This window comes from Janibacter zhaoxuefangae, from assembly GCF_050271985.1.
In the GTDB taxonomy this organism is placed as follows: Bacteria; Actinomycetota; Actinomycetes; order Actinomycetales; family Dermatophilaceae.
The window spans coordinates 1,532,880-1,556,834 of sequence record NZ_CP189849.1 but is presented as its reverse complement, the minus strand read 5'-3'; the positions used below and the strand labels follow the sequence as shown (position 1 = coordinate 1,556,834).

The following is a 23,955-nucleotide window of genomic DNA, read 5'->3' as shown; positions in this document are numbered from 1 at the left end:
CATGATCTTCAGTCCGGAGCCGACGCTGGGTGGTCCGGGTCTGGCCGAGGCCGTGGAGCTCATGCCCGACGGCCTCATCATCGCCGGGCCCGATGCGATCGCCCACGCCGTCAACAGCCGCGCGGCGCAGATTCTGCTCCTGTCGCGCGAGGAGATCATCGGTCAGGACGTGCGCGTGGCCCTGCCCCTGCACGATGTCGACGGCGTGAACTGGTGGGACGTGGCGCGGCCGTGGAGCAACCACTACAACAGCCGCACCGGTCACCGGGAAAAGATGCTGCTCGGGCCCGACGGGCGCGAGGTGCTCCTGACGATGAAGTACGTGCGACCCGGGCGCGGAAAGCCGGTGCGCAGCGTCGTCCTCAACCTGCGTGACGCGGCCGCGCGGCGTCGCGCGGAAGCCGACCACGCCGCACTCATCTCCACCGTGGCCCACGAACTGCGTTCCCCGTTGACCAGCGTCAAGGGGTTCTCGGCGACGCTGTTGCGCCGGTGGGAGCAGTTCACCGACGACCAGAAGCGCCTCATGATCGAGACGATCGAGGCGGACGCCGACCGCGTCACCCGGCTCATCACCGAGTTGCTCGACGTGTCGAGGATCGATTCGGGGCGGGTCCGCCTGCACGCGCAGCCGCTCGACCTCGCCGCGGTGTTCGGCGGACATCGCGAGCGTGCCCTCTCGCAGGGGGAGTGTCACTCAGTGAGCGTCGAGATCGAGCCGGGGGCCGACACGGTCCGTGCGGATCCCGATCGCTTCGACCAGGTCCTGGCCAATCTCATCGAGAACGGCATCCGCCACGGCGGCGGCGCCATCCATCTCCAGTCGCGCCCGGGCACCGCGCCCGGCACCGTCGACGTCGTCGTCTCCGACGAGGGCGTCGGCATCCCCGCCGAGCACCGGCACCTCGCCTTCGCCCGGTTCTGGCAGACGGGCGGCCGCTCGTCGACGGGGCTGGGCCTCTACATCGTCAAGGGTCTCGTGGAGGCACAGGGTGGACACATCCGGATCGACGAACGCCCCGGCGGCGGCGCCGCCATCGTCGTCACCCTGCCGGTCGCGTCACCGGACTGAGGCAACCCGTTCGCACGGAGCTCCGGCGGCTCCCTAAACTTGCCGGGCACCCCGCCGACCTCGCGTCGGTGCGCGGCGCACCCCCACAACCGTGAAGTGGAAGCGATGTCTGGACCCAACAAGAACTACGACCCCGTCGAGGTCGCCGCGCTCGACCCGGAGGCCATCGACGAGGCCGTCGCGTCCGCGCTGGCCGCGGCCTCGGCAGCCACGACCCTCGACGAGCTCAAGGCGCTGCGCGCGGCCCATCAGGGTGACCGCAGCCCGCTGGCGCTGGCCAACCGTGAGATCGGTGCTCTGCCACCGAGTGCGAAGGCGGAGGCCGGCAAGCGTGTCGGTCAGGCCAGGGGTCGGGTCGGCCAGGCGTTCACGGCACGCCAGGCCGAGCTCGAGGCGGAGCGCGACGAGCGGATCCTCGTCGAGGAGACCCTCGACCTCACCGTCGTCGACGACGCACGGCCGATCGGCGCGCGGCACCCGATCAGCCTCATCACCGAGCGGGTCGAGGACATCTTCGTGGCCATGGGCTGGGAGATCGCCGAGGGGCCAGAGGTCGAGGCCGAGTGGCTGAACTTCGACGCACTCAACCTGGGTCCCGACCACCCCGCCCGGCAGATGCAGGACACGCTCTTCGTGGCGCCCGAGGGCTCGGGCCTCGTGCTGCGCACGCACACCTCGCCGGTGCAGGTGCGCACCATGCTGGACCGGGAGCCCCCGATCTACGTGCTGTGCCCCGGCAAGGTCTTCCGGTCGGACCCGCTCGACGCGACGCACACCCCGGTCTTCCACCAGTTCGAGGGCCTCGTCGTCGACGAGGGCATCACCATGGCCCACCTCAAGGGGAGCCTCGACGCCTTCGTCGCGCGACTCTTCGGTGAGGGCACGGTGACGCGCCTGCGCCCGTCGTACTTCCCCTTCACGGAGCCGAGCGCCGAGATCGACGTCCGCTGCTGGATCTGCAGCGGCGAGGACGACAACTGCCGCACCTGCGGCGGGACGGGCTGGATCGAGGTCGGTGGCTCGGGCATGGTCAACCGGCGCGTGCTCAGCGCCGCAGGGATCGACCCCGACCGCTACACCGGCTTCGCCTTCGGCCTCGGCATCGAGCGATCGCTCATGCTGCGCCACGGCGTGGCCGACATGCACGACATCGTTGAGGGAGATGTGCGGTTCTCCGCACAGTTCGGGATGGAGATCTGATGTACGCCCCGGTGGAGTGGCTGCGCGAGCTGGCCGACGTCGACCCGAAGGCGGACGGCGCCGCCATCGCCGATGCCCTCGTGCGCGTTGGCCTCGAGGAGGAGGACCTGCTCGGCGGTGACGTGACCGGCCCGCTCGTCGTCGGACGCGTGCTCGAGGTGACGCCCGAGGAGCAGAAGAACGGCAAGACCATCAACTGGTGTCTCGTCGACGTCGGCGACGCCAACGGCAGCGGCGAGCCGCAGGGGATCGTCTGCGGCGCGCACAACTTCGCCGTCGGCGACCTCGTCGTCTGCATCCTGCCCGGCGGCGTCCTGCCCGGTGACTTCCGGATCTCGGCGCGCAAGACCTACGGGCACGTCTCCTCGGGGATGATCTGCTCCGCCGCCGAGCTCGGCCTGGGGGAGGACCACGACGGCATCATCGTGCTGACCCAGTGGTTCCAGGATCAGCCGGAGGTCGTCGACGCGCTGGTGCCCGGCGCGGACGCGATCCCCCTCCTCGGTCTCGACGAGGAGGTCATCGAGGTCAACGTGACCCCCGACCGGGGCTACTGCTTCTCGATGCGCGGCATCGCCCGCGAGTACGCGCTGTCCACGGGTTCCGCCTTCCGCGACCCCGCCGCGATCACCGCGCTCACCGACGCCGCTGCCGGGCACGAGGTGCGTCTGGAGGACGCCCCGCTCGATGGTGTCCCCGGGTGCGACCGCTACGTCGCTCGTGTGGTGCGCGGGATCGACGCCGGCGCGGCCACGCCCGCCTGGATGCAGCAGCGCCTGACGGCCGTCGGTATGCGCCCCATCTCGCTCGCGGTCGACGTGACGAACTACGTGATGATGCTGCTCGGCCAGCCCCTGCACGCCTTCGACCTGGCGACCCTCGAGGGTCCCATCGTCGTGCGCCGCGCCCGTGCCGGTGAGACCCTCACGACGCTCGACGACGTCGAGCGCCAACTCGACCCGGCCGACCTGCTCATCACCGACGGCGGCGAGACGCCGCTGGCGATCGCCGGAGTCATGGGCGGGGAGACCAGCGAAGTTGGGCCCGGCACGACGGACGTGCTCATCGAGGCCGCCCACTTCGACCCGATCACGGTGGCCCGCAGTTCGCGTCGTCACCGCCTGACGACCGAGGCCAGCAAGCGCTTCGAGCGCGGGGTCGACCCGGCCATCACCGCCACCGCCGCCCAGCTCGCGGTTGACCTGCTCGTCGAGTACGGCGGCGGTTGGGCCGACGAGGCCGTCAGCGACGTCGGCGAGCCGGTCGCGGCCGCGCCCTTCGCGTTCGACGTCACGCACCCCTCGCGTCTCATCGGGCTCGACTACTCCCGCGCCGAGGTGCTGGACACCTTGCGCGCGGTGGGTTGCACCATCACCGAGTCCGGTGCGCAGGCTGACGCGGGCGACGGGCCCGAAGGTGGCGCCGACGTCGTCAGCGTCACGCCGCCGTCGTGGCGCCAGGACCTGCGCAACGGGCCCGACCTCGTCGAGGAGGTCGCCCGCGTCCGCGGCTATGACGCCATCCCGAGCATTCTCCCGCAGCACGGGAGCCTCGGTCTGACGCACGGCCAGCGACTGCGCCGCGTCGTCACCCGCACCCTGGCCCAACAGGGCCTGACGGAGACGCTCAGTTACCCCTTCGTCTCCCGCGAACTCTTCGACCGCCTGGGCTACGACGCGGCCGACCCGCGCCGGTCCACGGTGGAGGTCGCCAACCCGTTGCAGGATGACGCGCCGGTGATGCGGACGTCCGTGCTCGACACGCTGCTCGAAACGCTGCGACGGAATGTCGCGCGTGGGGCCAAGGACGCCGCGATCTACGAGATGGGTCTGGTGACCGCCGGCACCGTGGGCGCGACGCCGGTCCCCACCCCGGCCGCCGACGGGCGACCGGACGACGCGACCTTGGCGGCGATCCTGGCCGGCGTGCCGGCCCAGCCGCGGCACGCCGCCTTCGCGGCGGCGGGCGACCTGGCTCGCACCGGGCCCGGCGCCGCACCCCGAGCGGTCGGTGCGGCGGACGCCGTCGCCTGGGCGCTCAACGTCGGTCGGTCCGTCGGCCTCGACCTGCGCGTCGAGGCCGCTCAGGTCACCCCGTGGCACCCGGGGCGCTGCGCCGCGCTCCAGCTCGAGGACGGCACGGTCGTCGGTCACGTCGGGGAGCTGCACCCGAAGGTGATCGGCGCGCTCGGTCTGCCCGCGCGCACGGTCGCCGGTGAGCTCGACGTCGATGCCCTCATCGCGGCGACGGGCGACCCGGTCCGAGCGCAGGCACTCTCGACCTACCCGGTCGCCCGCACCGACGTCGCTCTCGTCGTCGCGGAGGAGGTCCCCGCGGCGACCGTCCTGGACGCACTGCGCGCCGGGGCGGGGGAGCAGCTCGAGGCGATCACCCTCTTCGACATCTATCGCGGCGAGCAGGTCGGCGCCGGCAACAAGTCGCTGGCGGTCCGGCTCGCCTTCCGCTCGGCCGAGCGCACCCTGACGACCGATGAGGTCAGCCAGCTCCGTGACGCGGCCATCGCGGAGGCGGCTCGCGTCGTCGGCGCCACGCAGCGGGTCTGAGTGGATGCCGAGGCGGGGGACGTGCCCGTGACCACGTCGCGAGTCGCGATCGTCACGGGTGCCTCCCGCGGGATCGGGGCCCATCTCGCCGAGGCGCTCGAGCAGGCGGGCTGGGTCGTCGAGCGCGGTTCGCGGTCGGTGGCCGAGGTCACCGACCCGACCGCCGTGGCCGCGTGGGTCCGCGACATCGTGGCGCGACGCGGACGGATCGATCTGCTGGTCAACAATGCTGGTGTCATCGACGACGAGGTCGCTCTGTGGGAGGCCGATCCCGAGCGCTGGTGGCGCACGGTCGAGATCAACGTGCGTGGCCCCTTCCTCATGACCCGCGCGGTCGTGCCGCACATGCGGGCGGCGGGGGGAGGGCGCGTCGTCAACATCAACTCCGGGGCTGCCTACCGCGGTTACGACATCTCCACGGCCTACAACACCGGGAAGGCGGCGCTCCACCAGCTCACCGTGGCCACCGACCACGCCCGTGACTCCGGGGTCCGCGCCTTCGATCTCGCCCCGGGAGTCGTCCGCACGGACATGACGCTGGGCATGGGTGCCCACGACGGGCGAACGGACTGGACCGACCCCGCCGACGTCGTCGAGCTGCTGCTGGCCATCGCCGACGGGCACCTCGACGCGTGGGCCGGTCGGATGGTCCGGGCCGGCACCGACACCCCCGCGTCCCTGGCGGCACGCGCAGCGGCCGGGCTCGACGACGATGCGCGGCGGCTCGGGCTGATCTCCTGGGGTGCGGACGACCCGCTCATCTGACCCTGGGCAGATCTGATGCGCCGGCCGGGCCTCGGGTCCACGATGGCCGTCGCAGCACCCTGCCTGCATAGATTCACCCAGTCGTGTATAGTCATGCACATGCCCACGATCGCTGTCGCCGGTGCCTCCGGCTATGCCGGCGGGGAGATCCTCCGCCTCCTGCTTGCCCACCCCGAGGTCGAGATCGGCGCCCTCACCGCCGCGTCGTCGGCGGGGAGCGCCCTCGGGGACGTGCACCCGCACCTGACGCCGCTGGCGGACCGGGTCATCGAGGACACCAGCGTCGAGACCCTCAGCGGTCACGACGTCGTCTTCCTCGCCCTGCCGCACGGCCACTCGGCGGCGCTGGCCCGGGAACTCCCCGAGGACACCGTCATCATTGACTGCGGCGCCGACTTCCGGCTCCGGGACGCGCAGGCGTGGGGGACGTTCTACGACACCGAGCACGCCGGGTCGTGGCCCTACGGCCTGCCCGAGCTGCCCGTCGGCGACGGTGTCCAGCGCGACGCACTCATCGGTCAGCGCCGCATCGCAGTCCCCGGCTGCTACCCGACCGCCGTCTCGCTCGCCCTCGCGCCCGGGCTGGCCGCGGGAGTCATCCAGCCCGACGACGTCTGTGTGGTCGCCGCCTCCGGTACGTCGGGGGCGGGCAAGTCGCTCAAGCCGCACCTGCTCGGCAGCGAGACGATGGGGGCGATGTCGCCCTATGGCGTGGGCGGGCTGCACCGGCACACTCCCGAGATCGAGCAGAACCTCGCCGGCATCCGTGGCGACCACGTGACGCTGTCGTTCACGCCGACGCTCGCGCCGATGCCCCGCGGCATCCTCGCGACCTGCACGGCGAAGGTGGTTGCCGGCTCCACGCCCGCGCAGGTGCGCGCGGCCTGGGTCGAGGCCTACGCGGACGAGCCCTTCGTCCACGTCCTGCCGGAGGGCCGCTGGCCCCGGACCTCGGACGTCGTGGGCAGCAACAACGTCCACGTCCAGGTCACGCTCGACGAGCGGGTCGGCCGCGTCGTCGCCGTCGCCGCGATCGACAACCTCACGAAGGGGACCGCCGGTGCCGCGGTGCAGTGCATGAACCTCGCACTCGGCCTGCCCGAGGGCACGGGGCTCCCCACCGCGGGAGTGGCGCCGTGAGAACCTCGACCGCCCGATTCGTTCGCTCCCAGGAGATGCCCTCATGACCGTCACCACCCCCGCCGGCTTCCGGGCCGCGGGTGTCACCGCGGGCCTCAAGGCCTCCGGCAACCCCGACCTCGCCCTCGTCGTCAACGACGGGCCCCTGCACGCGGGTGCGGCCGTCTTCACGTCCAACCGCGTCGAGGCCGCGCCCGTGACGTGGTCCCGCCAGGTCGTCAGCGACGGGCGCGTCGACGCGGTCGTGCTCAACAGCGGCGGCGCCAACGCCTGCACCGGCGCCCCCGGCTTCCAGGACACCCACGCGACGGCCGAGCACGTCGCCGCCGCACTCGGCGTCTCCGCCGGAGATGTCGTCGTGTGCTCGACGGGACTCATCGGCGAGCGCCTGCCCATGGACACCCTGCTGCGCGGCGTCGACCTCGCCGTGCCCGCGCTCGGCCGCGACGGGGGCCGGGAGGCCGCCACCGCGATCATGACCACCGACACCGTCCCGAAGGTGGCCGAACTGGTCACCGACGCGTGGTCCGTCGGCGGGATGGCGAAGGGGGCCGGCATGCTCGCGCCCGCCCTCGCCACGATGCTCGTCGTCATCACGACGGACGCGGTCGTCGAGCCGGACGTGCTCGAGGAGGTGCTGCGCGGGGCGACGGCGGCGACCTTCGACCGGATCGACTCCGACGGCTGCCAGTCCACCAACGACACCGTCCTCCTCCTGGCCTCGGGCGCATCCGGCATCACCCCGCGCCGGGAGGACCTCGCGGCGGCGGTCACCGAGGTGTGCGCCGACCTCGCGCGTCAGCTCATCGGCGATGCCGAGGGCGCGCACCACGACATCCGCATCGAGGTGCAGGGCAGCGCGAGCGTGGAGGACGCCCTCGAGGTGGCCCGCTCCGTGGCCCGCAACAACCTCTTCAAGTGCGCGGTCTTCGGCAACGACCCCAACTGGGGACGAGTCCTGGCTGCCGTCGGCACGACGCGGGCGGCCTTCGACCCGGCGCAGCTCGACGTGGCCATGAACGGCGTCGATGTCTGCCGGGCCGGCGGCGTCGGTGAGGACCGGTCGCAGGTCGACCTGACGGGCCGGGAGGTGCACGTCCTCATCGACCTGCACGCCGGAAACGAGAGCGCGACCGTGTGGACGAACGACCTCACCCACGACTACGTCCACGAGAACTCGGCGTACTCGACATGAGCGCACCCGACCCCACCGTCGGCGGCAGCCGGACGATCCGCGCCATCGACGCGGCGGCCCTGCGCGTCGCCCAGTCCAAGGCACTGACGCTCGTCGAGGCCCTGCCGTGGCTCGAGCAGTTCCGCGGGGCGCTCGTCGTCGTCAAGTACGGCGGCAACGCCATGACCGATGACACTCTCAAGGCCGCCTTCGCCCAGGACGTCGCCTTCCTGCGTTACGCGGGGCTGCGGCCCGTCGTCGTCCACGGCGGTGGCCCTCAGATCAAGACGATGCTCGGCCGGCTCGGGCTCGAGAGTGAGTTCAAGGGCGGCTTGCGGGTGACGACGCCCGAGGTGATGGACGTCGTGCGCATGGTCCTGACCGGTCAGGTCTCCCGGGAGCTCGTGGGCCTGCTCAACCAGCACGGCCCCATCGCGGTCGGTCTCTCCGGCGAGGACGGTGCGCTCTTCGGTGCGCGCCGCCGCACCGCTGTCGTCGACGGCGAGGAGCACGACGTCGGCCTCGTGGGGGACGTCGAGAGCGTCAACCCGTCGGCCGTGCGCGACATCCTCGACGCCGGCCGCGTCCCGGTCGTCTCGACGGTGGCGCCCGACCTCGACGAGCCCGGTCAGGTCCTCAACGTCAACGCGGACACGGCCGCCGCGGCCCTGGCCGTCGCGCTGGGCGCCCGCAAGCTCGTCGTCCTCACGGACGTCGAGGGCATCTACTCCGACTGGCCCGATCGCTCCTCGCTGCTGAGCCAGCTCGACGTCTCGGGCGCGCGTGAGCTGCTCACCCGCGTCGACTCCGGGATGATCCCCAAGCTCGAGGCGTGCGTGCGCGCCGTCGACGAGGGGGTGCCGCAGGCCCACGTCATCGACGGCCGGCAACCGCACTCGCTGCTGCTCGAGGTGTTCACCAACGAGGGCATCGGCACGATGATCGTTCCCGACGGACAGGACGCCACGTGAGCGCCACACAGGACTACCTCGACCGCTACGAGACCTCCCTCATGGGCGTCTTCGGGCGACCGCAGCTCGTGCTTGACCACGGCGCCGGGGTGTGGGTCTGGGACGTCGAGGGTCGGCGCTACCTCGACCTCGTTGGCGGCATCGCCGTCAACGCCCTCGGACACGGTCATCCCGCGCTCGTCGCGGCCTTGTCGAAGCAGGTTGCCGAGGCCGTGCACGTCTCGAACTTCTTCACCACGCCGGGGCAGATCGCGTTGGCCGAGCAGTTGCTCGAGGTGGCCGAGGCTCCGCAGGGTTCGGCCGTCTTCTTCGCCAACTCCGGGGCCGAGGCGATCGAGGCGGCCATCAAGGTGGCTCGCCGCACCGGTCGCACGGGACTCGTCGCGGCCGAGGGCGCCTTCCACGGTCGGACGACCGGGGCACTCGCGCTGACTCACAAGGAGGCCTACCGGGCCCCCTTCGAGCCGCTGTTGCCGGGCGTCACGCACGTGCCCTATGGCGACGTCGAGGCCCTGCGGGCCGCCGTCACGCAGGAGACGGGGGCTGTGATCCTCGAGCCGATCCAGGGCGAGGCGGGCGTCCTCGAGGCGTCCGCGGACTACCTTCGGGCGGCGCGCGAGATCACCTCCGCGGCCGGGGCTCTGCTCGTCATCGACGAGATCCAGACGGGCATCGGTCGGACCGGATCGTGGTTCGCCTTCCAGCGGGCCGGGATCGTGCCCGACGCCATCACCATCGCGAAGGGGTTGGGCGGCGGTGTGCCGGTCGGCGCCCTCATCGCCTTCGGCCCGGAGACCGCGCAGTTGCTGCAGGCCGGTCAGCACGGCACCACCTTCGGCGGGAACCCGCTGGCCGCGGCCGCCGGGCTCGCCGTCCTCGAGACCATCCGGTCGGAGGGACTGCTGGCGAAGGTCGCTGCCCTCGGCACGTGGTTCCAGGATCGGATCGGCCAGATCGAGCACCCGCTCCTGACGGGCGTCCGTGGGGTCGGCCTGCTGCAGGCCCTGACCCTCGCGGAGCCGGTCGCCGCGCACGCCGTCACGGCGGCGCGGGCGCACGGCATCATCCTCAACGCCGTCTCGCCGACGGCCCTGCGGATCGCGCCACCCCTGATCATCACCGAGGCCGAGCTGGACGTCCTCTGCGACGCCCTGCCGGCGATCCTGGACGAGGCCGCAGCGGCGGCCGCTGACGAGAGGACCCAGCCGTGACCGTGCGTCACTTCCTGCGCGACGACGACGTGACCCCCGCCGAGCAGGCGGCCATCCTGGACCGCGCCGCAGCACTGAAGGCGGCGCCCTTCTCCGACCGATGCCTCGAGGGACCGCAGGGCGTCGCGGTCATCTTCGACAAGCCGAGCACCCGCACGAGGGTCTCCTTCTCCGTCGGTGTGGCCCAGCTCGGCGGCTATCCGCTGGTCATCGACGCGGCCACGAGCCAGCTCGGGCGCGGCGAACCCATCGAGGACACGGCCCGCGTCCTCGACCGGCAGTGCGCCGCCATCGTGTGGCGCACCTTCGGTCAGGAGCGGATCGAGGCCATGGCCGCGGCGAGCGCGGTGCCCGTCGTCAACGCCCTCACCGACGAGTTCCACCCGTGCCAGATCCTCGCTGACCTGCTCACCATCCGTGAGCACAAGGGCGGCCTCGCCGGACTGACCATGTCCTACGTCGGCGACGGCGCCAACAACATGGCGCACTCCTACCTGCTCGGCGGCGCACTGGCGGGCATGCACGTGCGGATCGGGACGCCGGACAGCCACCTTCCCGACCCGGCCGTCCTCGCTCGCGCCGAGGAGATCGCCCGCGAGACCGGCGGCTCGGCGACGGTCGTCGCGGACCCGGACACCGCGTGCGCCGGGGCCGACGTCGTCATCACGGACACCTGGGTGTCCATGGGTCAGGAGGGCGAGAAGGAGGGCCGCGCCGGTCAGGACTCGCCCTTCGCCCCGTACTCCGTCACCACCGAGCTCATGGCCGGCGCCGCGGCGGATGCCATCGTGCTCCACTGCCTGCCGGCCTACCGGGGACTCGAGATTGCGGCCGACGTGATCGACGGGCCGCAGTCGGTCGTCTGGGACGAGGCCGAGAACCGGCTGCACGCGCAGAAGGCGCTGTTGTCCTGGCTGATCGAGCAGTCCCGGGGTGGGGAGACCCCGTGACGATGCCGCCGACCCGCACGGCACGCCAGCAGGTCATCGTGACCCTGCTGGGGCAGCACACCGTGCGCTCCCAGTCCGAGCTCCTCGAGCTCCTCTCGGGCGAGGGCATCGACGTCACGCAGGCCACCCTGTCGCGCGACCTGCTCGATCTCGGCGCCGAGAAGGTCCGGGTCGGCCGCTCGCTCGCCTACACAGTCCCGCCCGAGGGCGGGGACCGCACGAGCCGTCCGGTGGCCGGCTCAGCGGAGGCCAGCGACCGCCTTCGCCGCCTCTGCGAGGAGCTGCTCGTCTCCGCTGTCGCCTCGGGCAACCTCGTCGTCGTGCGCACCCCGCCCGGCGCGGCCAACTATCTGGCCTCGGCCATTGACCACGACCGGCTCCCCACGACCTTGGGCACCATCGCGGGGGATGACACGATCATGGTCATCACCACGAGCGAGGCGACCAGCCAGCAGGTCGCCGGCGAGCTGCTCGCGCTGGCGGGTGCGGCCGAGTGACCGCACGACCCAACAGCAGCACAGGCAGCAACACCAACGCCAGCACCATCAGCCAGCACCAGCACGACCACATGGCCCATCGGGCCGAAGGAGCAGCAGTGTCGGAGAAGACGTCCCCGGAAGCCAGTGCGCGCGTGAGCCTGTGGGGTGGTCGCTTCGCGGGCGGGCCCAGTGACGCCCTCGCCGCGTTGAGCAAGAGCACCCACTTCGACTGGCGGCTCGCGCCCTACGACCTCGCCGGCTCCCGTGCGCACGCGCGGGTCCTGCACGCCGCGGGCCTGCTCGACGACGTGACGCTCGAGGCCATGCTGGACGGGTTGGAGCGGCTGCGGGCGGACGTCGAGTCGGGTGCCTTCGCGCCCGCGCCGGACGACGAGGACGTGCACACCGCGCTCGAGCGTGGGCTCATCGAGCGGGCCGGCTCCGACGTCGGCGGCCGGCTGCGGGCCGGCCGTTCCCGCAACGACCAGGTCGCGACCCTCTTCCGGATGTACCTGCGCGACAGCGCCCGCACCGTGGCCCAGCTCGTGCTCGACGTCGTCGACGCCATCACGGAGCAGGCACGACGCCACCACGGCGTTCCCATGCCGGGCCGCACCCACCTCCAGCACGCCCAGCCAGTGCTGCTGAGCCATCACCTGCTCGCGCACGCGTGGACGCTGCTGCGCGACGTCGACCGGCTGCGGGACTGGGACGCGCGCACGGCCATCTCGCCCTACGGTTCGGGTGCCCTCGCGGGGTCATCGCTCGGGCTTGACCCCGAGGTCGTGGCCGCGGACCTGGGCTTCGACGGCGCGGTCGAGAACTCGATCGACGGGACCGCCTCGCGCGACTTCGTGGCCGAGTTCGCCTTCGTCACGGCGATGACCGGCATCGACGTCTCGCGACTGGCCGAGGAAGTTGTCCTCTGGGCCACGAAGGAGTTCTCCTTCGTCACGCTCGACGACGCCTTCTCCACCGGGTCGAGCATCATGCCGCAGAAGAAGAACCCCGACATCGCCGAGCTGGCGCGCGGGAAGGCCGGCCGGCTCGTCGGCGACCTCACCGGACTGCTGACGACGCTGAAGGCTCTGCCGCTGGCCTACAACCGCGACCTCCAGGAGGACAAGGAGCCCGTCTTCGACGCCGTCGACACGCTCGAGGTGCTGCTCCCCGCCTTCGCCGGGATGGTCGCGACGCTGGAGTTCAACACCGAGCGGCTCGCCTCGCTCGCGCCGCAGGGCTTCTCCCTGGCGACGGACGTGGCCGAGTGGCTCGTGCGCGAAGGGGTCCCCTTCCGGATCGCCCACGAGGTCGCCGGCGAGTGCGTGCGGGTGTGCGAGTCGCGCGACATCGAGCTGTGGGACCTCTCCGACGACGATCTCGCCGGGATCTCGGAGCACCTCACGCCGGGGGTGCGCGAGGTGCTCAGCGTCGAGGGCTCGATGGCCTCCCGCAATGCCAAGGGCGGCACGGCTCCCGACCAGGTCGCGACCCAGCTGGAGCGGCTCGTCGCCCGCCGTGACGAACTGGGGGAGTGGGCCACCCGCGCGGTCACGATCCGCTGAGGACGGCGGGGGACGTGGCCGGGACCGGGCGCCGAGTCGACCGGGACTTCTTCGACCGTCCCGTGCTCGAGGTGGCGCCCGACCTGCTCGGACGCCACCTCAGTCACGGCGGGGTGACCGTGCGCATCACGGAGACGGAGGCGTACGCGGGCGACCGCGACGCCGGATCGCACGCGTACCGGGGGATGACGCCGCGCACGAGGCCGATGTTCGGTCCGGCGGGCTTCGTCTACGCCTACTTCACCTACGGCAACCACTGGATGCTGTGCCTCGTGACCGGGGAGGAAGGTCGCGCAGCCGCCGTCCTCGTGCGCGCGGGCGAGGTCATCGACGGGCACGATGCCGCGATCGCTCGACGGGGCGACGTCCCCGACGTCGCCCTCTGTCGAGGCCCGGGCAACCTCGCCCGTGCCCTGGGGATCGAGCGCGAGCACACCGGCCGTGACTTCTGCGTGCCGGTGCTGGGGGAGCCGTGCGACCTCGTGGTCCGAGCGGGCACACCGTCGCCGAGCTCTGAGATCCGGACGGGACCCCGGGTGGGCGTGAGCGGTCCCGGTGGGGACGGCGCCGCCTTCCCCTGGCGCTTCTTCCTCGCCGGCGAACCGAGCGTCTCGGCCTATCGGCCCGGCGTCGGGCGCACCCGGCGCTGACACGGCGGACCCCTTCGCCGCCGGGGGAGCGGATGCGGCAGGCTGGGACCCGACGGTCGGCGCGACGCCGCCCATGACGAGAGGAGCAACCGTGACGGACATCATCGACGAGCTGCAGTGGCGCGGCCTGGTGGCTCAAACCACCGACGAGGCGGCGCTGCGCGAGGCACTCGCCGACGGGCCGATCACGGTGTATTGCGGCTTCGACCCGACGGCGCCGTCGCTGCACTTCGGCAACCTCGTCCAGCTGATCCTCCTGCGCCATCTCCAGCGGGCGGGGCACAAGGTGATCTGCCTCGTCGGCGGTTCCACCGGCCTCATCGGCGATCCGCGACCGACGGCCGAGCGCGTGCTCAAGACGAAGGAGACGACCGCCGAGTGGGTGGCGGGCATCCAGCGCCAGGTGCAGCCGTTCCTCGACTTCACCGGCACCTCCGGGGTGGCGCACGCGGCGCTGATGGTCAACAACCTCGACTGGACGGCGCCGATGTCCGCGTTGGACTTCCTGCGTGACGTCGGCAAGTACTTCCGGGTCAACCAGATGGTCCGCAAGGACGCCGTGGCGGCGCGTCTGGCCAGCGACGAGGGCATCTCCTACACGGAGTTCAGCTACCAGATCCTCCAGGGGCTCGACTTCCTGCAGCTGTACCGGGAGCACGGCTGCACGATGCAGACGGGCGGTCAGGACCAGTGGGGCAACCTCACCGCGGGCCTCGACCTCATCCACAAGGCCGAGGGCGCCTCGGTGCATCTCATGACGACGCCGCTGGTCACGGACTCGGCGGGCAACAAGTTCGGCAAGTCCGAGGGCAACGCGGTCTGGCTGTCCGCCGACATGACCACGCCCTACGCGTTCTACCAGTACTGGATCAACGTCGAGGACGCCTCGGTCGTCAAGCTGCTCAAGATCTTCACCGACCGCACGAAGGAGGAGATCGACGAGCTCGAGCGCCAGGTCGCCGAGGAGCCCTTCCGGCGCTCGGCGCAGAGGGCGCTCGCCGCGGACGTGACGACGTTGGTCCACGGGGCGGAGGCGACGGCTGCGGTGCAGGCGGCCTCGGAGGCTCTCTTCGGGAAGGGGGACATCAGCGCCCTCGACGCCGGCACCCTCGGCGACGCGACGGCGGAGTTGCCGGGTGCGGATCTGCCCGTGGGGACGAGCCTGCTCGACGCCGCGGTGGCCACCGGTCTGGTCGACAGCAGGAAGGCGGCCCGACGTGCGCTGGGGGAGGGCGGACTCTCCCTCAACGGGGTCAAGCTCGCCGACCCGGACCAGGTCCTCTCGGAGAGCGACTTCCTGCACGGGAAGGTCGCGCTGCTGCGTCGGGGCCGCAAGTCCCTGGCGGCTGTGCGACTTGGCTGAGGTTTCATCCAATTCGCTTGCGAGACAAGCGAATCGGCCCCATCGGCCGGCACATCCCTCTGGATGTGCCGGCCGATTTGGTCTTTCACGAGGACGTCGTCTACTGTTCTCGATGTCAGCCCGACAGGGAGGAACGGACACCACAGCAGGAGCTCCTCGGAGCACCGCGAGGCAGGCCGGTCCCACGAGCTGATCCACCTGGTCCGGTTCGGACTGGACGAGCCGCGATGAGCGGTTCGGAGCAGGTCCGAACAGGTGCTAGAGTTGGTGACTCGCCGAGAGCCAAGCGCGATCGACACCGAGCAACAGCCTTCCAAGGCCACGAGCCGGAGTTGACGCCCAAGAGCGAAGCGAGTAAGTTAGAACGGTTGCCCCTTTCACTCCCGCGAGTTTCGTGTGGGTGGGGTGCGCGTCCGATCCTTGAGAACTCAACAGCGTGTCAAAAATCGATGCCAATACCTCGTCTGTGGGTGGCGTTCTTCCTGTCTTCCTGGCAGGGGAGTGTTGCTTCATGGGTGAATATATTTCTTTGGTTGAATTGGAATTACTAGTTTTTTGCTAGTTGTTCTTGCTCAGTCAGATCTGAACCCTTCGGGTTTATTGTTGTAACGCCGCGCTTTTGGTGTGGTGGTACGCATGACATTAATGGAGAGTTTGATCCTGGCTCAGGACGAACGCTGGCGGCGTGCTTAACACATGCAAGTCGAACGATGAAGCCCAGCTTGCTGGGTGGATTAGTGGCGAACGGGTGAGTAACACGTGAGTAACCTGCCCCAGACTCTGGAATAAGCGCTGGAAACGGCGTCTAATACCGGATATGACACCAACTCGCATGGGTATGGTGTGGAAAGTTTTTCGGTCTGGGATGGACTCGCGGCCTATCAGCTTGTTGGTGAGGTAATGGCTCACCAAGGCGACGACGGGTAGCCGGCCTGAGAGGGCGACCGGCCACACTGGGACTGAGACACGGCCCAGACTCCTACGGGAGGCAGCAGTGGGGAATATTGCACAATGGGCGAAAGCCTGATGCAGCGACGCCGCGTGAGGGATGAAGGCCTTCGGGTTGTAAACCTCTTTCAGCAGGGAAGAAGCGAAAGTGACGGTACCTGCAGAAGAAGCACCGGCTAACTACGTGCCAGCAGCCGCGGTAATACGTAGGGTGCGAGCGTTGTCCGGAATTATTGGGCGTAAAGAGCTTGTAGGCGGTTTGTCGCGTCTGCTGTGAAATTCCGAGGCTCAACCTCGGACTTGCAGTGGGTACGGGCAGACTAGAGTGTGGTAGGGGAGACTGGAATTCCTGGTGTAGCGGTGAAATGCGCAGATATCAGGAGGAACACCGATGGCGAAGGCAGGTCTCTGGGCCACTACTGACGCTGAGAAGCGAAAGCATGGGGAGCGAACAGGATTAGATACCCTGGTAGTCCATGCCGTAAACGTTGGGCGCTAGGTGTGGGACTCATTCCACGAGTTCTGTGCCGCAGCTAACGCATTAAGCGCCCCGCCTGGGGAGTACGGCCGCAAGGCTAAAACTCAAAGGAATTGACGGGGGCCCGCACAAGCGGCGGAGCATGCGGATTAATTCGATGCAACGCGAAGAACCTTACCAAGGCTTGACATATACCGGAAACATCCAGAGATGGGTGCCCCCTTTTGTGGTCGGTATACAGGTGGTGCATGGTTGTCGTCAGCTCGTGTCGTGAGATGTTGGGTTAAGTCCCGCAACGAGCGCAACCCTCGTTCTATGTTGCCAGCACGTTATGGTGGGGACTCATAGAAGACTGCCGGGGTCAACTCGGAGGAAGGTGGGGATGACGTCAAATCATCATGCCCCTTATGTCTTGGGCTTCACGCATGCTACAATGGCCGGCACAAAGGGCTGCGATACCGTAAGGTGGAGCGAATCCCAAAAAACCGGTCTCAGTTCGGATTGGGGTCTGCAACTCGACCCCATGAAGTCGGAGTCGCTAGTAATCGCAGATCAGCAACGCTGCGGTGAATACGTTCCCGGGCCTTGTACACACCGCCCGTCAAGTCACGAAAGTCGGTAACACCCGAAGCCGGTGGCCCAACCCTTGTGGGGGGAGCCGTCGAAGGTGGGACTGGCGATTGGGACTAAGTCGTAACAAGGTAGCCGTACCGGAAGGTGCGGCTGGATCACCTCCTTTCTAAGGAGCATTCGGCACATAGTGTCGTAGAGCCTGGTCTGTCCCCGAATGTGGGGCAGCAGGTGCTCAGGGTGGAACATCGATTATTTGGCAGCTGATGGTGCTTCGTGGCGTCTAGTACGCCCGTCATGCTTTCTTTGGAGAGTGTGGGGGGATGGAACGGCAAGGCGGGGTGTGGTCGGCTGCTTGACACGTTGTTGGGTCCTGAGGGCTCGGACGACGGATTGATCCTGGTGGGTGTGAGCTCACGTGGGGTTGGTTTGTTGGCTGGTCTCTTGGAAGTGCGAGGCCCTGCTCGAGTTTCATACTGCCGGCGGTTGCTGGTGGGTGGCTCATCTGGGTGGGGTTGTCTCGTTTGTATGTTGAGAACTACACAGTGGACGCGAGCATCTTAATCTTTGTGGCTCAAGTTTTTAAGGGCGCACGGTGGATGCCTTGGCACCAGGAACCGAAGAAGGACGTAGGAATCTGCGATAAGCCTCGGGGAGTCGATAACCAGACTGTGATCCGAGGATTTCCGAATGGGGAAACCCGGCTGGAGGCAAGTCCAGTCACTCCCACCTGAATATATAGGGTGGGTAGAGGGAACGTGGGGAAGTGAAACATCTCAGTACCCACAGGAAGAGAAAGCAACCGCGATTCCGTGAGTAGTGGCGAGCGAAAGCGGAAGAGGCTAAACCTTATCTGTGTGATACCTGTCAGGGGTTGCAGGTAAGGGGTCGTGGGATCTTTCAGTTGTCACTGACATGACAGCATGGAGTCAGAAATTCGTGTCATAGTCGAAGGGTATTGAAAGACCCGGCATAGAGGGTGCGACCCCCGTAGACGAAATGGCTCGAACTCCAGAGAGATATCCCAAGTAGCACGGGGCCCGAGAAATCCCGTGTGAATCTGGCAGGACCACCTGCTAAGCCTAAATATTCCCTGGTGACCGATAGCGGACAAGTACCGTGAGGGAAAGGTGAAAAGTACCCCGGGAGGGGAGTGAAATAGATCCTGAAACCGTGTGCCTACAATCCGTCGGAGCCTCCTTGTGGGGTGACGGCGTGCCTTTTGAAGAATGAGCCTGCGAGTTAGTGCTCAGTGGCGAGGTTAACCCGTGTGGGGAAGCCGTAGCGAAAGCGAGTCCGAATAGGGCGTTTTAGTCGCTGGGTCTAGACCCGAAGCGGAGTGATCTACCCATGGCCAGGTTGAAGCGACGGTAAGACGTCGTGGAGGACCGAACCCACTTAGGTTGAAAACTGAGGGGATGAGCTGTGGGTAGGGGTGAAAGGCCAATCAAACTCCGTGATAGCTGGTTCTCCCCGAAATGCATTTAGGTGCAGCGTCACGTGTTTCTTACCGGAGGTAGAGCTACTGGATAGCCGATGGGCCTCACCAGGTTACTGACGTTAGCCAAACTCCGAATGCCGGTAAGTGAGAGCGTGGCAGTGAGACTGCGGGGGATAAGCTCCGTAGTCGAGAGGGAAACAGCCCAGACCACCAGCTAAGGTCCCAAAGCGTGTGCTAAGTGGGAAAGGATGTGGAGTTGCCGTGACAACCAGGAGGTTGGCTTAGAAGCAGCCACCCTTTAAAGAGTGCGTAATAGCTCACTGGTCAAGTGATTCCGCGCCGACAATGTAGCGGGGCTCAAGCACACCACCGAAGCTGTGGCATTGACATATTGCTCGGCCCTTTTGGGGTCCAGGCGTGTTGATGGGTAGGGGAGCGTCGTGTGGCGAGCGAAGCGGCGGAGTGATCCAGCCGTGGATGCCACACGAGTGAGAATGCAGGCATGAGTAGCGAATGACGGGTGAGAAACCCGTCCGCCGAATAACCAAGGGTTCCAGGGTCAAGCTAATCTGCCCTGGGTAAGTCGGGACCTAAGGCGAGGCCGACAGGCGTAGTCGATGGACATCCGGTTGATATTCCGGAACCGGCGAAGAACCGCCCATGATGAACCGAGTGATGCTAAGCGCCTGAAACCCACCGTGGACTTCGGTCCTGGTGTGGGTGGAGCGCGCGACCCGATCTCGTAGTAGTCAAGCGATGGAGAGACGCAGGAAGGTAGCCTCCGCGTGGCGATGGTAGTCCACGTCTAAGGGTGTAGGGCGAGTTGTAGGCAAATCCGCAACTCACATAGCCTGAGACCTGATAGTGACCCCGTATGGGGGAAGTAGGGTGATCCTATGCTGCCTAGAAAATCTTCTAGCGAGGTTCGAGCCGCCCGTACCCCAAACCGACTCAGGTGGTTAGGTAGAGAATACCAAGGCGATCGAGTGAATCGTGGTTAAGGAATTCGGCAAAATGCCCCCGTAACTTCGGGAGAAGGGGGGCCCGGATTCTGAAGCCCCTTGCGGGCTAGGAAGATGGGCCGCAGAGACCAGGGAGAAGCGACTGTTTACTAAAAACACAGGTCCGTGCGAAGTCGCAAGACGATGTATACGGACTGACGCCTGCCCGGTGCTGGAAGGTTAAGAGGACGGGTTAGATCCCTTTGGGGTCGAAGCTCAGAATTTAAGCCCCAGTAAACGGCGGTGGTAACTATAACCATCCTAAGGTAGCGAAATTCCTTGTCGGGTAAGTTCCGACCTGCACGAATGGCGTAACGACTTCTCCACTGTCTCAACCGCGAACTCGGCGAAATTGCACTACGAGTAAAGATGCTCGTTACGCGCAGCAGGACGGAAAGACCCCGGGACCTTCACTATAGCTTGGTATTGGTGTTCGGAATGGCTTGTGTAGGATAGGTGGGAGACTGTGAAGCATGCACGCCAGTGTGTGTGGAGTCAACGTTGAAATACCACTCTGGTCATTTTGGATGTCTAACCTCGGTCCGTGATCCGGATCAGGGACATTGCCTGGTGGGTAGTTTAACTGGGGCGGTTGCCTCCTAAAATGTAACGGAGGCGCTCAAAGGTTCCCTCAGCCTGGTTGGCAATCAGGTGTCGAGTGCAAGTGCACAAGGGAGCTTGACTGTGAGACTGACAGGTCGAACAGGGACGAAAGTCGGAACTAGTGACCCGACGGTGGCTTGTGGAAGCGCCGTCGCTCAACGGATAAAAGGTACCCCGGGGATAACAGGCTGATCTTCCCCAAGAGTCCATATCGACGGGATGGTTTGGCACCTCGATGTCGGCTCGTCGCATCCTGGGGGTGGAGTCTCTCCCAAGGGTTGGGCTGTTCGCCCATTAAAGCGGTACGCGAGCTGGGTTTAGAACGTCGTGAGACAGTTCGGTCCCTATCCGCTGTGCGCGTAGGAAACTTGAGAAGAGCTGTCCCTAGTACGAGAGGACCGGGATGGACGAACCTCTGGTGTGTCAGTTGTTCCGCCAGGAGCACCGCTGATTGGCTACGTTCGGAAGTGATAACCGCTGAAAGCATCTAAGCGGGAAGCACGCTTCAAGATGAGGTTTCCATGGACTTTTAGTCCGAGAGGCTCCCAGTAGACTACTGGGTTGATAGGCCAGACGTGGAAGTGCAGTAATGCATGTAGCTGACTGGTACTAATAAGCCGATAACTTGATACACACTTAAAAAGATTTCTGTTTGCTCGCGTCCACTGTGCAGTTCCCGAGATACAAACCTCCGACACTAGCTCGTGACTGGTTTGACATCTCCATAGAGTTTCGGCTGTCATAGCGAAGGGGAAACGCCCGGCTCCATTCCGAACCCGGAAGCTAAGCCCTTCAGCGCCGATGGTACTGCACTGGTTACGGTGTGGGAGAGTAGGACGCAGCCGGACAAACATTCCAAGAATCGCCCTCACGGCCTCGCCGTGCAGGGCGATTCTTGCGTTCCGTCCCCATGAGGACGACGATGGACCAGAGACGATCGGCCGGCATTGACGTGCCTGGCAACGATCTTTCAGTAGCGATGACCAAACAGAGGAGCACCACCGTGCCGGGACGCGACAGCGGACGACGAGACGATCGACGTGGCGGGGACAACCGTGCCCCGCGGGACGGTGGAGCCCGCTCCGGCGGTCGCAGTGGTGGTTCTCGTGAGGGAGGTTCCCGCGAGGGAGGCTTCCGCTCGAGCGACCGTGACCGCGATGCCCGTGGTGGTGGTCGTCCCGCCGGCCGTTCCGGTGGCCGTGACGATCGGGACGCGTCGCGCGGCGGGTCGGGTCGGCGCTCGGTCGAGCACGGCCAGGGTGGCGCCCAGGGGTCGGCCCGTTCCTCGGGTGCCCGTCTCGCCCCAAAGACACCCCGCCTGCCCGAGCCGGCCATTCCGGAGGGCGTGACCGGCAAGGAACTCGACCGTTCCGTCTGGCAGCAGCTGCTCACCCTGAGCAAGGAGAACGCCGAGGGCGTGGCCCAGCACCTCGTCATGGTGGCGCTCCTGCTCGACGCGGAGGACATCCCTGGTGCCACGGCACACGCCGAGACGGCCGTTCGTCGGGCCGGTCGCGTGCCAGCGGCGCGGGAGGCCCTCGGCATGGTCGCGTACCGCAGCGGCGACTTCGCGCGTGCGCTCAGCGAGTTCCGCACCGTGCGCCGGCTCAGTGGCTCCTCGCACCTGCTGCCGCTCATGGTCGACTGTGAGCGTGGCCTCGGACGTCACGAGCGCGCCCTCGACCTGGCCCGGTCGCCCGAGTCGCGCACGCTCACCATGGCGGAGCGCATCGAGCTGATCATCGTCATCTCGGGCATCCGCCGCGATCTCGGGCAGCTGGACGCCGCCGTCCTCGAGCTCGAGATCCCGCAGCTGACCGGCCCGGTCAAGGCCTGGTCCCCGCGGCTGTACTACGCGTACGCCGATGCGGTCCTGGCGACCGGGGACGAGGCCACCGCTCGTGAGTGGTTCGCGCGCGCGGCGGACGTCGATGACGACGGTGAGACCGACGCCGTGGAGCGGCTCGAGGAGTTGGACGGCGTGCTGCCGACCGACCTTCTCGAGGGCGAGGACGAGGACCTCGACGCGCGTGGCTGAGGCCGTCGTCACCGAGCCGTCGCTCATCTCGCGGTACCGCGGGATCGTCTGCGACCTCGACGGTGTGGTCTACGCCGGCCCGGTGGGCATCGATGGCGCCGTGGAGGCGCTGTCGGCCGCGGGTGTCCCCGTCGTCTACGCGACCAACAACGCCTCCCGACCGCCGTCGGTCGTGGCCGACCACCTTCGCTCGCTCGGGCTGACGCTCGAGGAGTCCGATGTCGTGACGAGCTCGACCGCCGGGGCGGGGGAGTTGGCGCGTGATCTCACGCCGGGGGACGCCGTGCTCGCCATCGGCGGGATCGGGGTGCCCACCGCGCTCATCGCCGCCGGGCTGACTCCGGTGTCCCCGGAGGAGCATCGCGCGGGTCGCGCCGTCGTGGCGGTGCTCCAGGGCTATGGACCGCAGGTGAGCGCCGGCGATCTCGCCGAGGCCGCTCTCGCGGTGCAGTCGGGGGCACGCTGGGTCGTGACCAACGAGGACCTCACCCTGCCCACCGACCGCGGGCTGGCTCCGGGGAACGGTTCCCTCGTCGCGGCCGTCCGGGTCGCCGTCGACCGGGACCCCGTGGTCATGGGTAAGCCCCATCCGCCGATCTATCTGCGGGCGGCCGAGGTGCTGGGCTGCAGTCCGGCCGAGGCCGTGGCGATCGGCGACCGGCTCGAGACCGACATCGAGGGCGCCGTCAACACCGGCATGGACGGCATCCTCGTCCTGACGGGTGTGCACGGCTGGGCCGATGCCGCCGCGGCGCCGCCGGCGCGACGTCCGAAGGCCGTCATCGCCGACCTTCGTGCGCTGCAGTTGCCGTATGACGAGCCCCAGCGTGCCGACGAGGCCTGGCGGTGTGGCGAGAGCCTGGCGACCCTGACGGCGGACGGGCTCGAGGTCGTCGGTGGCGACGAGGTCCAGCGTGGCCGGGCAGCCCTCGCCGCCGTGTGGGAGGCCGTGGACGACGGTCGGCTCACGCGCGATGAGGCCGGTGCCCGGGTGGGCGCGGCACTGAGCACGTAGCGTGTGACGAGGTGGCAGGATCGCTCGAGGTGGGCGAGAGCCGTCACCAACAGGACCACTGGCACCAGACAGCAGGAGGAAGACCATGGCCGTCGAGACCGTGCGCGGGCTCGCGCACCTCGCCCTGACCGTCACGGAGTTCGCCCTCGCGCGCGGACTCGACGTCGTGCGCAGCGTCGACGCGGTCATCGCGCCGGAGGCCGCTCTGCACGAGGCCGATGCGGACGTCCGTGCATGGGGTGAGCCGGACGAAGGGGACCTCGACGCCGCCAGCCAGGCGCTCCTGGCTCGATACGAGCCTCGGGCCGCTGCTGACGTCACCGATGGCGCGGCCGCGCCGGCCGTCAGCCGTCCCGCCACCGCCAGGCCGGCCGTCTCGCGGGCCGCCGTGCGGAAGAAGGCCGCGTCCCCCGCCACGAAGAAGGCGACCGCGTCCAAGGCCACGGCCACGAAGACGACCGCGTCCAAGGCCAAGAAGGCGACCGCGTCCAAGGCCACGGCCACGAAGGCGTCGCCAGCAAAGAAGACCGCAGCAAAGAAGTCCGCCACGAAGGCGGCCGCGACGCCGGCGAGCAGCGCATGAGCGACGAGACGCCCGTCCCCGCCGCGGAGGCCCCGGTCACCGGAGACAACCTGATCGACGCCGCTGTTGCCGAACTCGCCGACGCCCCGCTCGCCGACCTCGACGCGCAGATCGCCGCCGGCGACAACGTCCAGCGCACGCTCCAGGCGCGCCTGAGCGATCTCGGGAGCTGAC

At 68.0% G+C, this 23,955-nt stretch carries 17 protein-coding genes and 3 rRNA genes; all 20 read left to right on the top strand.

Annotation, left to right across the window (positions count from 1 at the left end):
- Position 1: 1 nt before the first annotated feature.
- The 20 genes from ACQBAS_RS07295 to ACQBAS_RS07200 all read left to right on the top strand — a co-directional run bounded on the left by ACQBAS_RS07295 (position 2) and on the right by ACQBAS_RS07200 (position 23,954).
- Positions 2-1,072 (top strand): ATP-binding protein, encoded by a 1,071-nt coding sequence (locus tag ACQBAS_RS07295; protein WP_427383148.1) that lies wholly within the window; start codon positions 2-4, stop codon positions 1,070-1,072.
- Positions 1,073-1,177: 105 nt separating this feature from the next.
- Entirely contained in the window at positions 1,178-2,272 is a 1,095-nt protein-coding gene (pheS, locus tag ACQBAS_RS07290) for a phenylalanine--tRNA ligase subunit alpha (RefSeq protein WP_427383147.1), read from the top strand.
- Positions 2,272-4,836 (top strand): phenylalanine--tRNA ligase subunit beta, encoded by a 2,565-nt coding sequence (gene pheT, locus ACQBAS_RS07285; protein ID WP_427383146.1) that lies wholly within the window; start codon positions 2,272-2,274, stop codon positions 4,834-4,836. The genes pheS and pheT overlap by 1 nt, the downstream gene beginning before the upstream one ends.
- A gap of 27 nt (positions 4,837-4,863) precedes the next feature.
- Positions 4,864-5,601 carry an SDR family oxidoreductase gene (locus ACQBAS_RS07280; protein WP_427383145.1) on the top strand — a complete coding sequence of 246 codons (738 nt, stop codon included), beginning with the start codon at positions 4,864-4,866 and terminating at the stop codon, positions 5,599-5,601.
- A 99-nt stretch (positions 5,602-5,700) separates the two neighbouring features.
- Positions 5,701-6,741 carry an N-acetyl-gamma-glutamyl-phosphate reductase gene (gene argC / locus ACQBAS_RS07275; RefSeq protein ID WP_427383144.1) on the top strand — a complete coding sequence of 347 codons (1,041 nt, stop codon included), beginning with the start codon at positions 5,701-5,703 and terminating at the stop codon, positions 6,739-6,741.
- Positions 6,742-6,784: 43 nt separating this feature from the next.
- Positions 6,785-7,936: a bifunctional glutamate N-acetyltransferase/amino-acid acetyltransferase ArgJ gene (gene argJ / locus ACQBAS_RS07270; protein WP_427383143.1), complete on the top strand. Its 1,152-nt coding sequence runs from the start codon at positions 6,785-6,787 to the stop codon at positions 7,934-7,936.
- Complete coding sequence (gene argB / locus ACQBAS_RS07265) at positions 7,933-8,886, top strand: acetylglutamate kinase (protein WP_427383142.1); 954 nt, start codon at positions 7,933-7,935, stop codon at positions 8,884-8,886. The genes argJ and argB overlap by 4 nt, the downstream gene beginning before the upstream one ends.
- The gene (locus tag ACQBAS_RS07260) at positions 8,883-10,097 is read left to right on the top strand and encodes an acetylornithine transaminase (protein ID WP_427383141.1); all 1,215 of its coding nucleotides are present in this window, start codon (positions 8,883-8,885) and stop codon (positions 10,095-10,097) included. The genes argB and ACQBAS_RS07260 overlap by 4 nt, the downstream gene beginning before the upstream one ends.
- 2 nt (positions 10,098-10,099) lie before the next feature.
- Positions 10,100-11,047: an ornithine carbamoyltransferase gene (gene argF / locus ACQBAS_RS07255; protein WP_427385600.1), complete on the top strand. Its 948-nt coding sequence runs from the start codon at positions 10,100-10,102 to the stop codon at positions 11,045-11,047.
- A gap of 2 nt (positions 11,048-11,049) precedes the next feature.
- Positions 11,050-11,544, top strand: a complete 495-nt coding sequence (locus ACQBAS_RS07250; RefSeq protein ID WP_427385599.1) for an arginine repressor — start codon at positions 11,050-11,052, stop codon at positions 11,542-11,544.
- Positions 11,545-11,615: 71 nt separating this feature from the next.
- Positions 11,616-13,091, top strand: a complete 1,476-nt coding sequence (gene argH, locus ACQBAS_RS07245; RefSeq protein ID WP_427385598.1) for an argininosuccinate lyase — start codon at positions 11,616-11,618, stop codon at positions 13,089-13,091.
- A 14-nt stretch (positions 13,092-13,105) separates the two neighbouring features.
- Positions 13,106-13,741, top strand: a complete 636-nt coding sequence (locus ACQBAS_RS07240) for a DNA-3-methyladenine glycosylase (RefSeq protein WP_427383140.1) — start codon at positions 13,106-13,108, stop codon at positions 13,739-13,741.
- A 91-nt stretch (positions 13,742-13,832) separates the two neighbouring features.
- Complete coding sequence (tyrS, locus tag ACQBAS_RS07235) at positions 13,833-15,104, top strand: tyrosine--tRNA ligase (protein ID WP_427383139.1); 1,272 nt, start codon at positions 13,833-13,835, stop codon at positions 15,102-15,104.
- Positions 15,105-15,746: 642 nt separating this feature from the next.
- Positions 15,747-17,269: ribosomal RNA gene (locus ACQBAS_RS07230) — 16S ribosomal RNA — on the top strand.
- Positions 17,270-17,672: 403 nt separating this feature from the next.
- Positions 17,673-20,778, top strand: a 23S ribosomal RNA gene (locus tag ACQBAS_RS07225).
- A 98-nt stretch (positions 20,779-20,876) separates the two neighbouring features.
- Positions 20,877-20,993: ribosomal RNA gene (gene rrf / locus ACQBAS_RS07220) — 5S ribosomal RNA — on the top strand.
- Together the 16S, 23S and 5S rRNA genes form the textbook arrangement of a ribosomal RNA operon.
- Positions 20,994-21,490: 497 nt before the next feature.
- On the top strand, positions 21,491-22,183 hold the full coding sequence (locus ACQBAS_RS07215) for a tetratricopeptide repeat protein (protein WP_427383138.1): 693 nt from the start codon (positions 21,491-21,493) through the stop codon (positions 22,181-22,183).
- Positions 22,176-23,198: an HAD-IIA family hydrolase gene (locus tag ACQBAS_RS07210; protein WP_427383137.1), complete on the top strand. Its 1,023-nt coding sequence runs from the start codon at positions 22,176-22,178 to the stop codon at positions 23,196-23,198. The genes ACQBAS_RS07215 and ACQBAS_RS07210 overlap by 8 nt, the downstream gene beginning before the upstream one ends.
- Before the next feature lie 85 nt (positions 23,199-23,283).
- Positions 23,284-23,781: a hypothetical protein gene (locus tag ACQBAS_RS07205; RefSeq protein WP_427383136.1), complete on the top strand. Its 498-nt coding sequence runs from the start codon at positions 23,284-23,286 to the stop codon at positions 23,779-23,781.
- Positions 23,778-23,954, top strand: a complete 177-nt coding sequence (locus ACQBAS_RS07200; protein ID WP_427383135.1) for a hypothetical protein — start codon at positions 23,778-23,780, stop codon at positions 23,952-23,954. Before ACQBAS_RS07205 ends, ACQBAS_RS07200 begins: the two co-directional genes overlap by 4 nt.
- Position 23,955: the final 1 nt, after the last annotated feature.

What these genes read in the sequence shown, in the direction of transcription:
- ACQBAS_RS07295 (WP_427383148.1), top strand. Translation starts at nt 2, where the DNA reads ATGATCTTCAGTCCGGAGCCGACGCTGGGTGGTCCGGGTCTGGCCGAG.
- pheS (WP_427383147.1), top strand. Translation starts at nt 1,178, where the DNA reads ATGTCTGGACCCAACAAGAACTACGACCCCGTCGAGGTCGCCGCGCTC.
- pheT (WP_427383146.1), top strand. Translation starts at nt 2,272, where the DNA reads ATGTACGCCCCGGTGGAGTGGCTGCGCGAGCTGGCCGACGTCGACCCG.
- argC (WP_427383144.1), top strand. Translation starts at nt 5,701, where the DNA reads ATGCCCACGATCGCTGTCGCCGGTGCCTCCGGCTATGCCGGCGGGGAG.
- argJ (WP_427383143.1), top strand. Translation starts at nt 6,785, where the DNA reads ATGACCGTCACCACCCCCGCCGGCTTCCGGGCCGCGGGTGTCACCGCG.
- argB (WP_427383142.1), top strand. Translation starts at nt 7,933, where the DNA reads ATGAGCGCACCCGACCCCACCGTCGGCGGCAGCCGGACGATCCGCGCC.
- ACQBAS_RS07250 (WP_427385599.1), top strand. Translation starts at nt 11,050, where the DNA reads ATGCCGCCGACCCGCACGGCACGCCAGCAGGTCATCGTGACCCTGCTG.
- argH (WP_427385598.1), top strand. Translation starts at nt 11,616, where the DNA reads ATGGCCCATCGGGCCGAAGGAGCAGCAGTGTCGGAGAAGACGTCCCCG.
- ACQBAS_RS07205 (WP_427383136.1), top strand. Translation starts at nt 23,284, where the DNA reads ATGGCCGTCGAGACCGTGCGCGGGCTCGCGCACCTCGCCCTGACCGTC.
- ACQBAS_RS07200 (WP_427383135.1), top strand. Translation starts at nt 23,778, where the DNA reads ATGAGCGACGAGACGCCCGTCCCCGCCGCGGAGGCCCCGGTCACCGGA.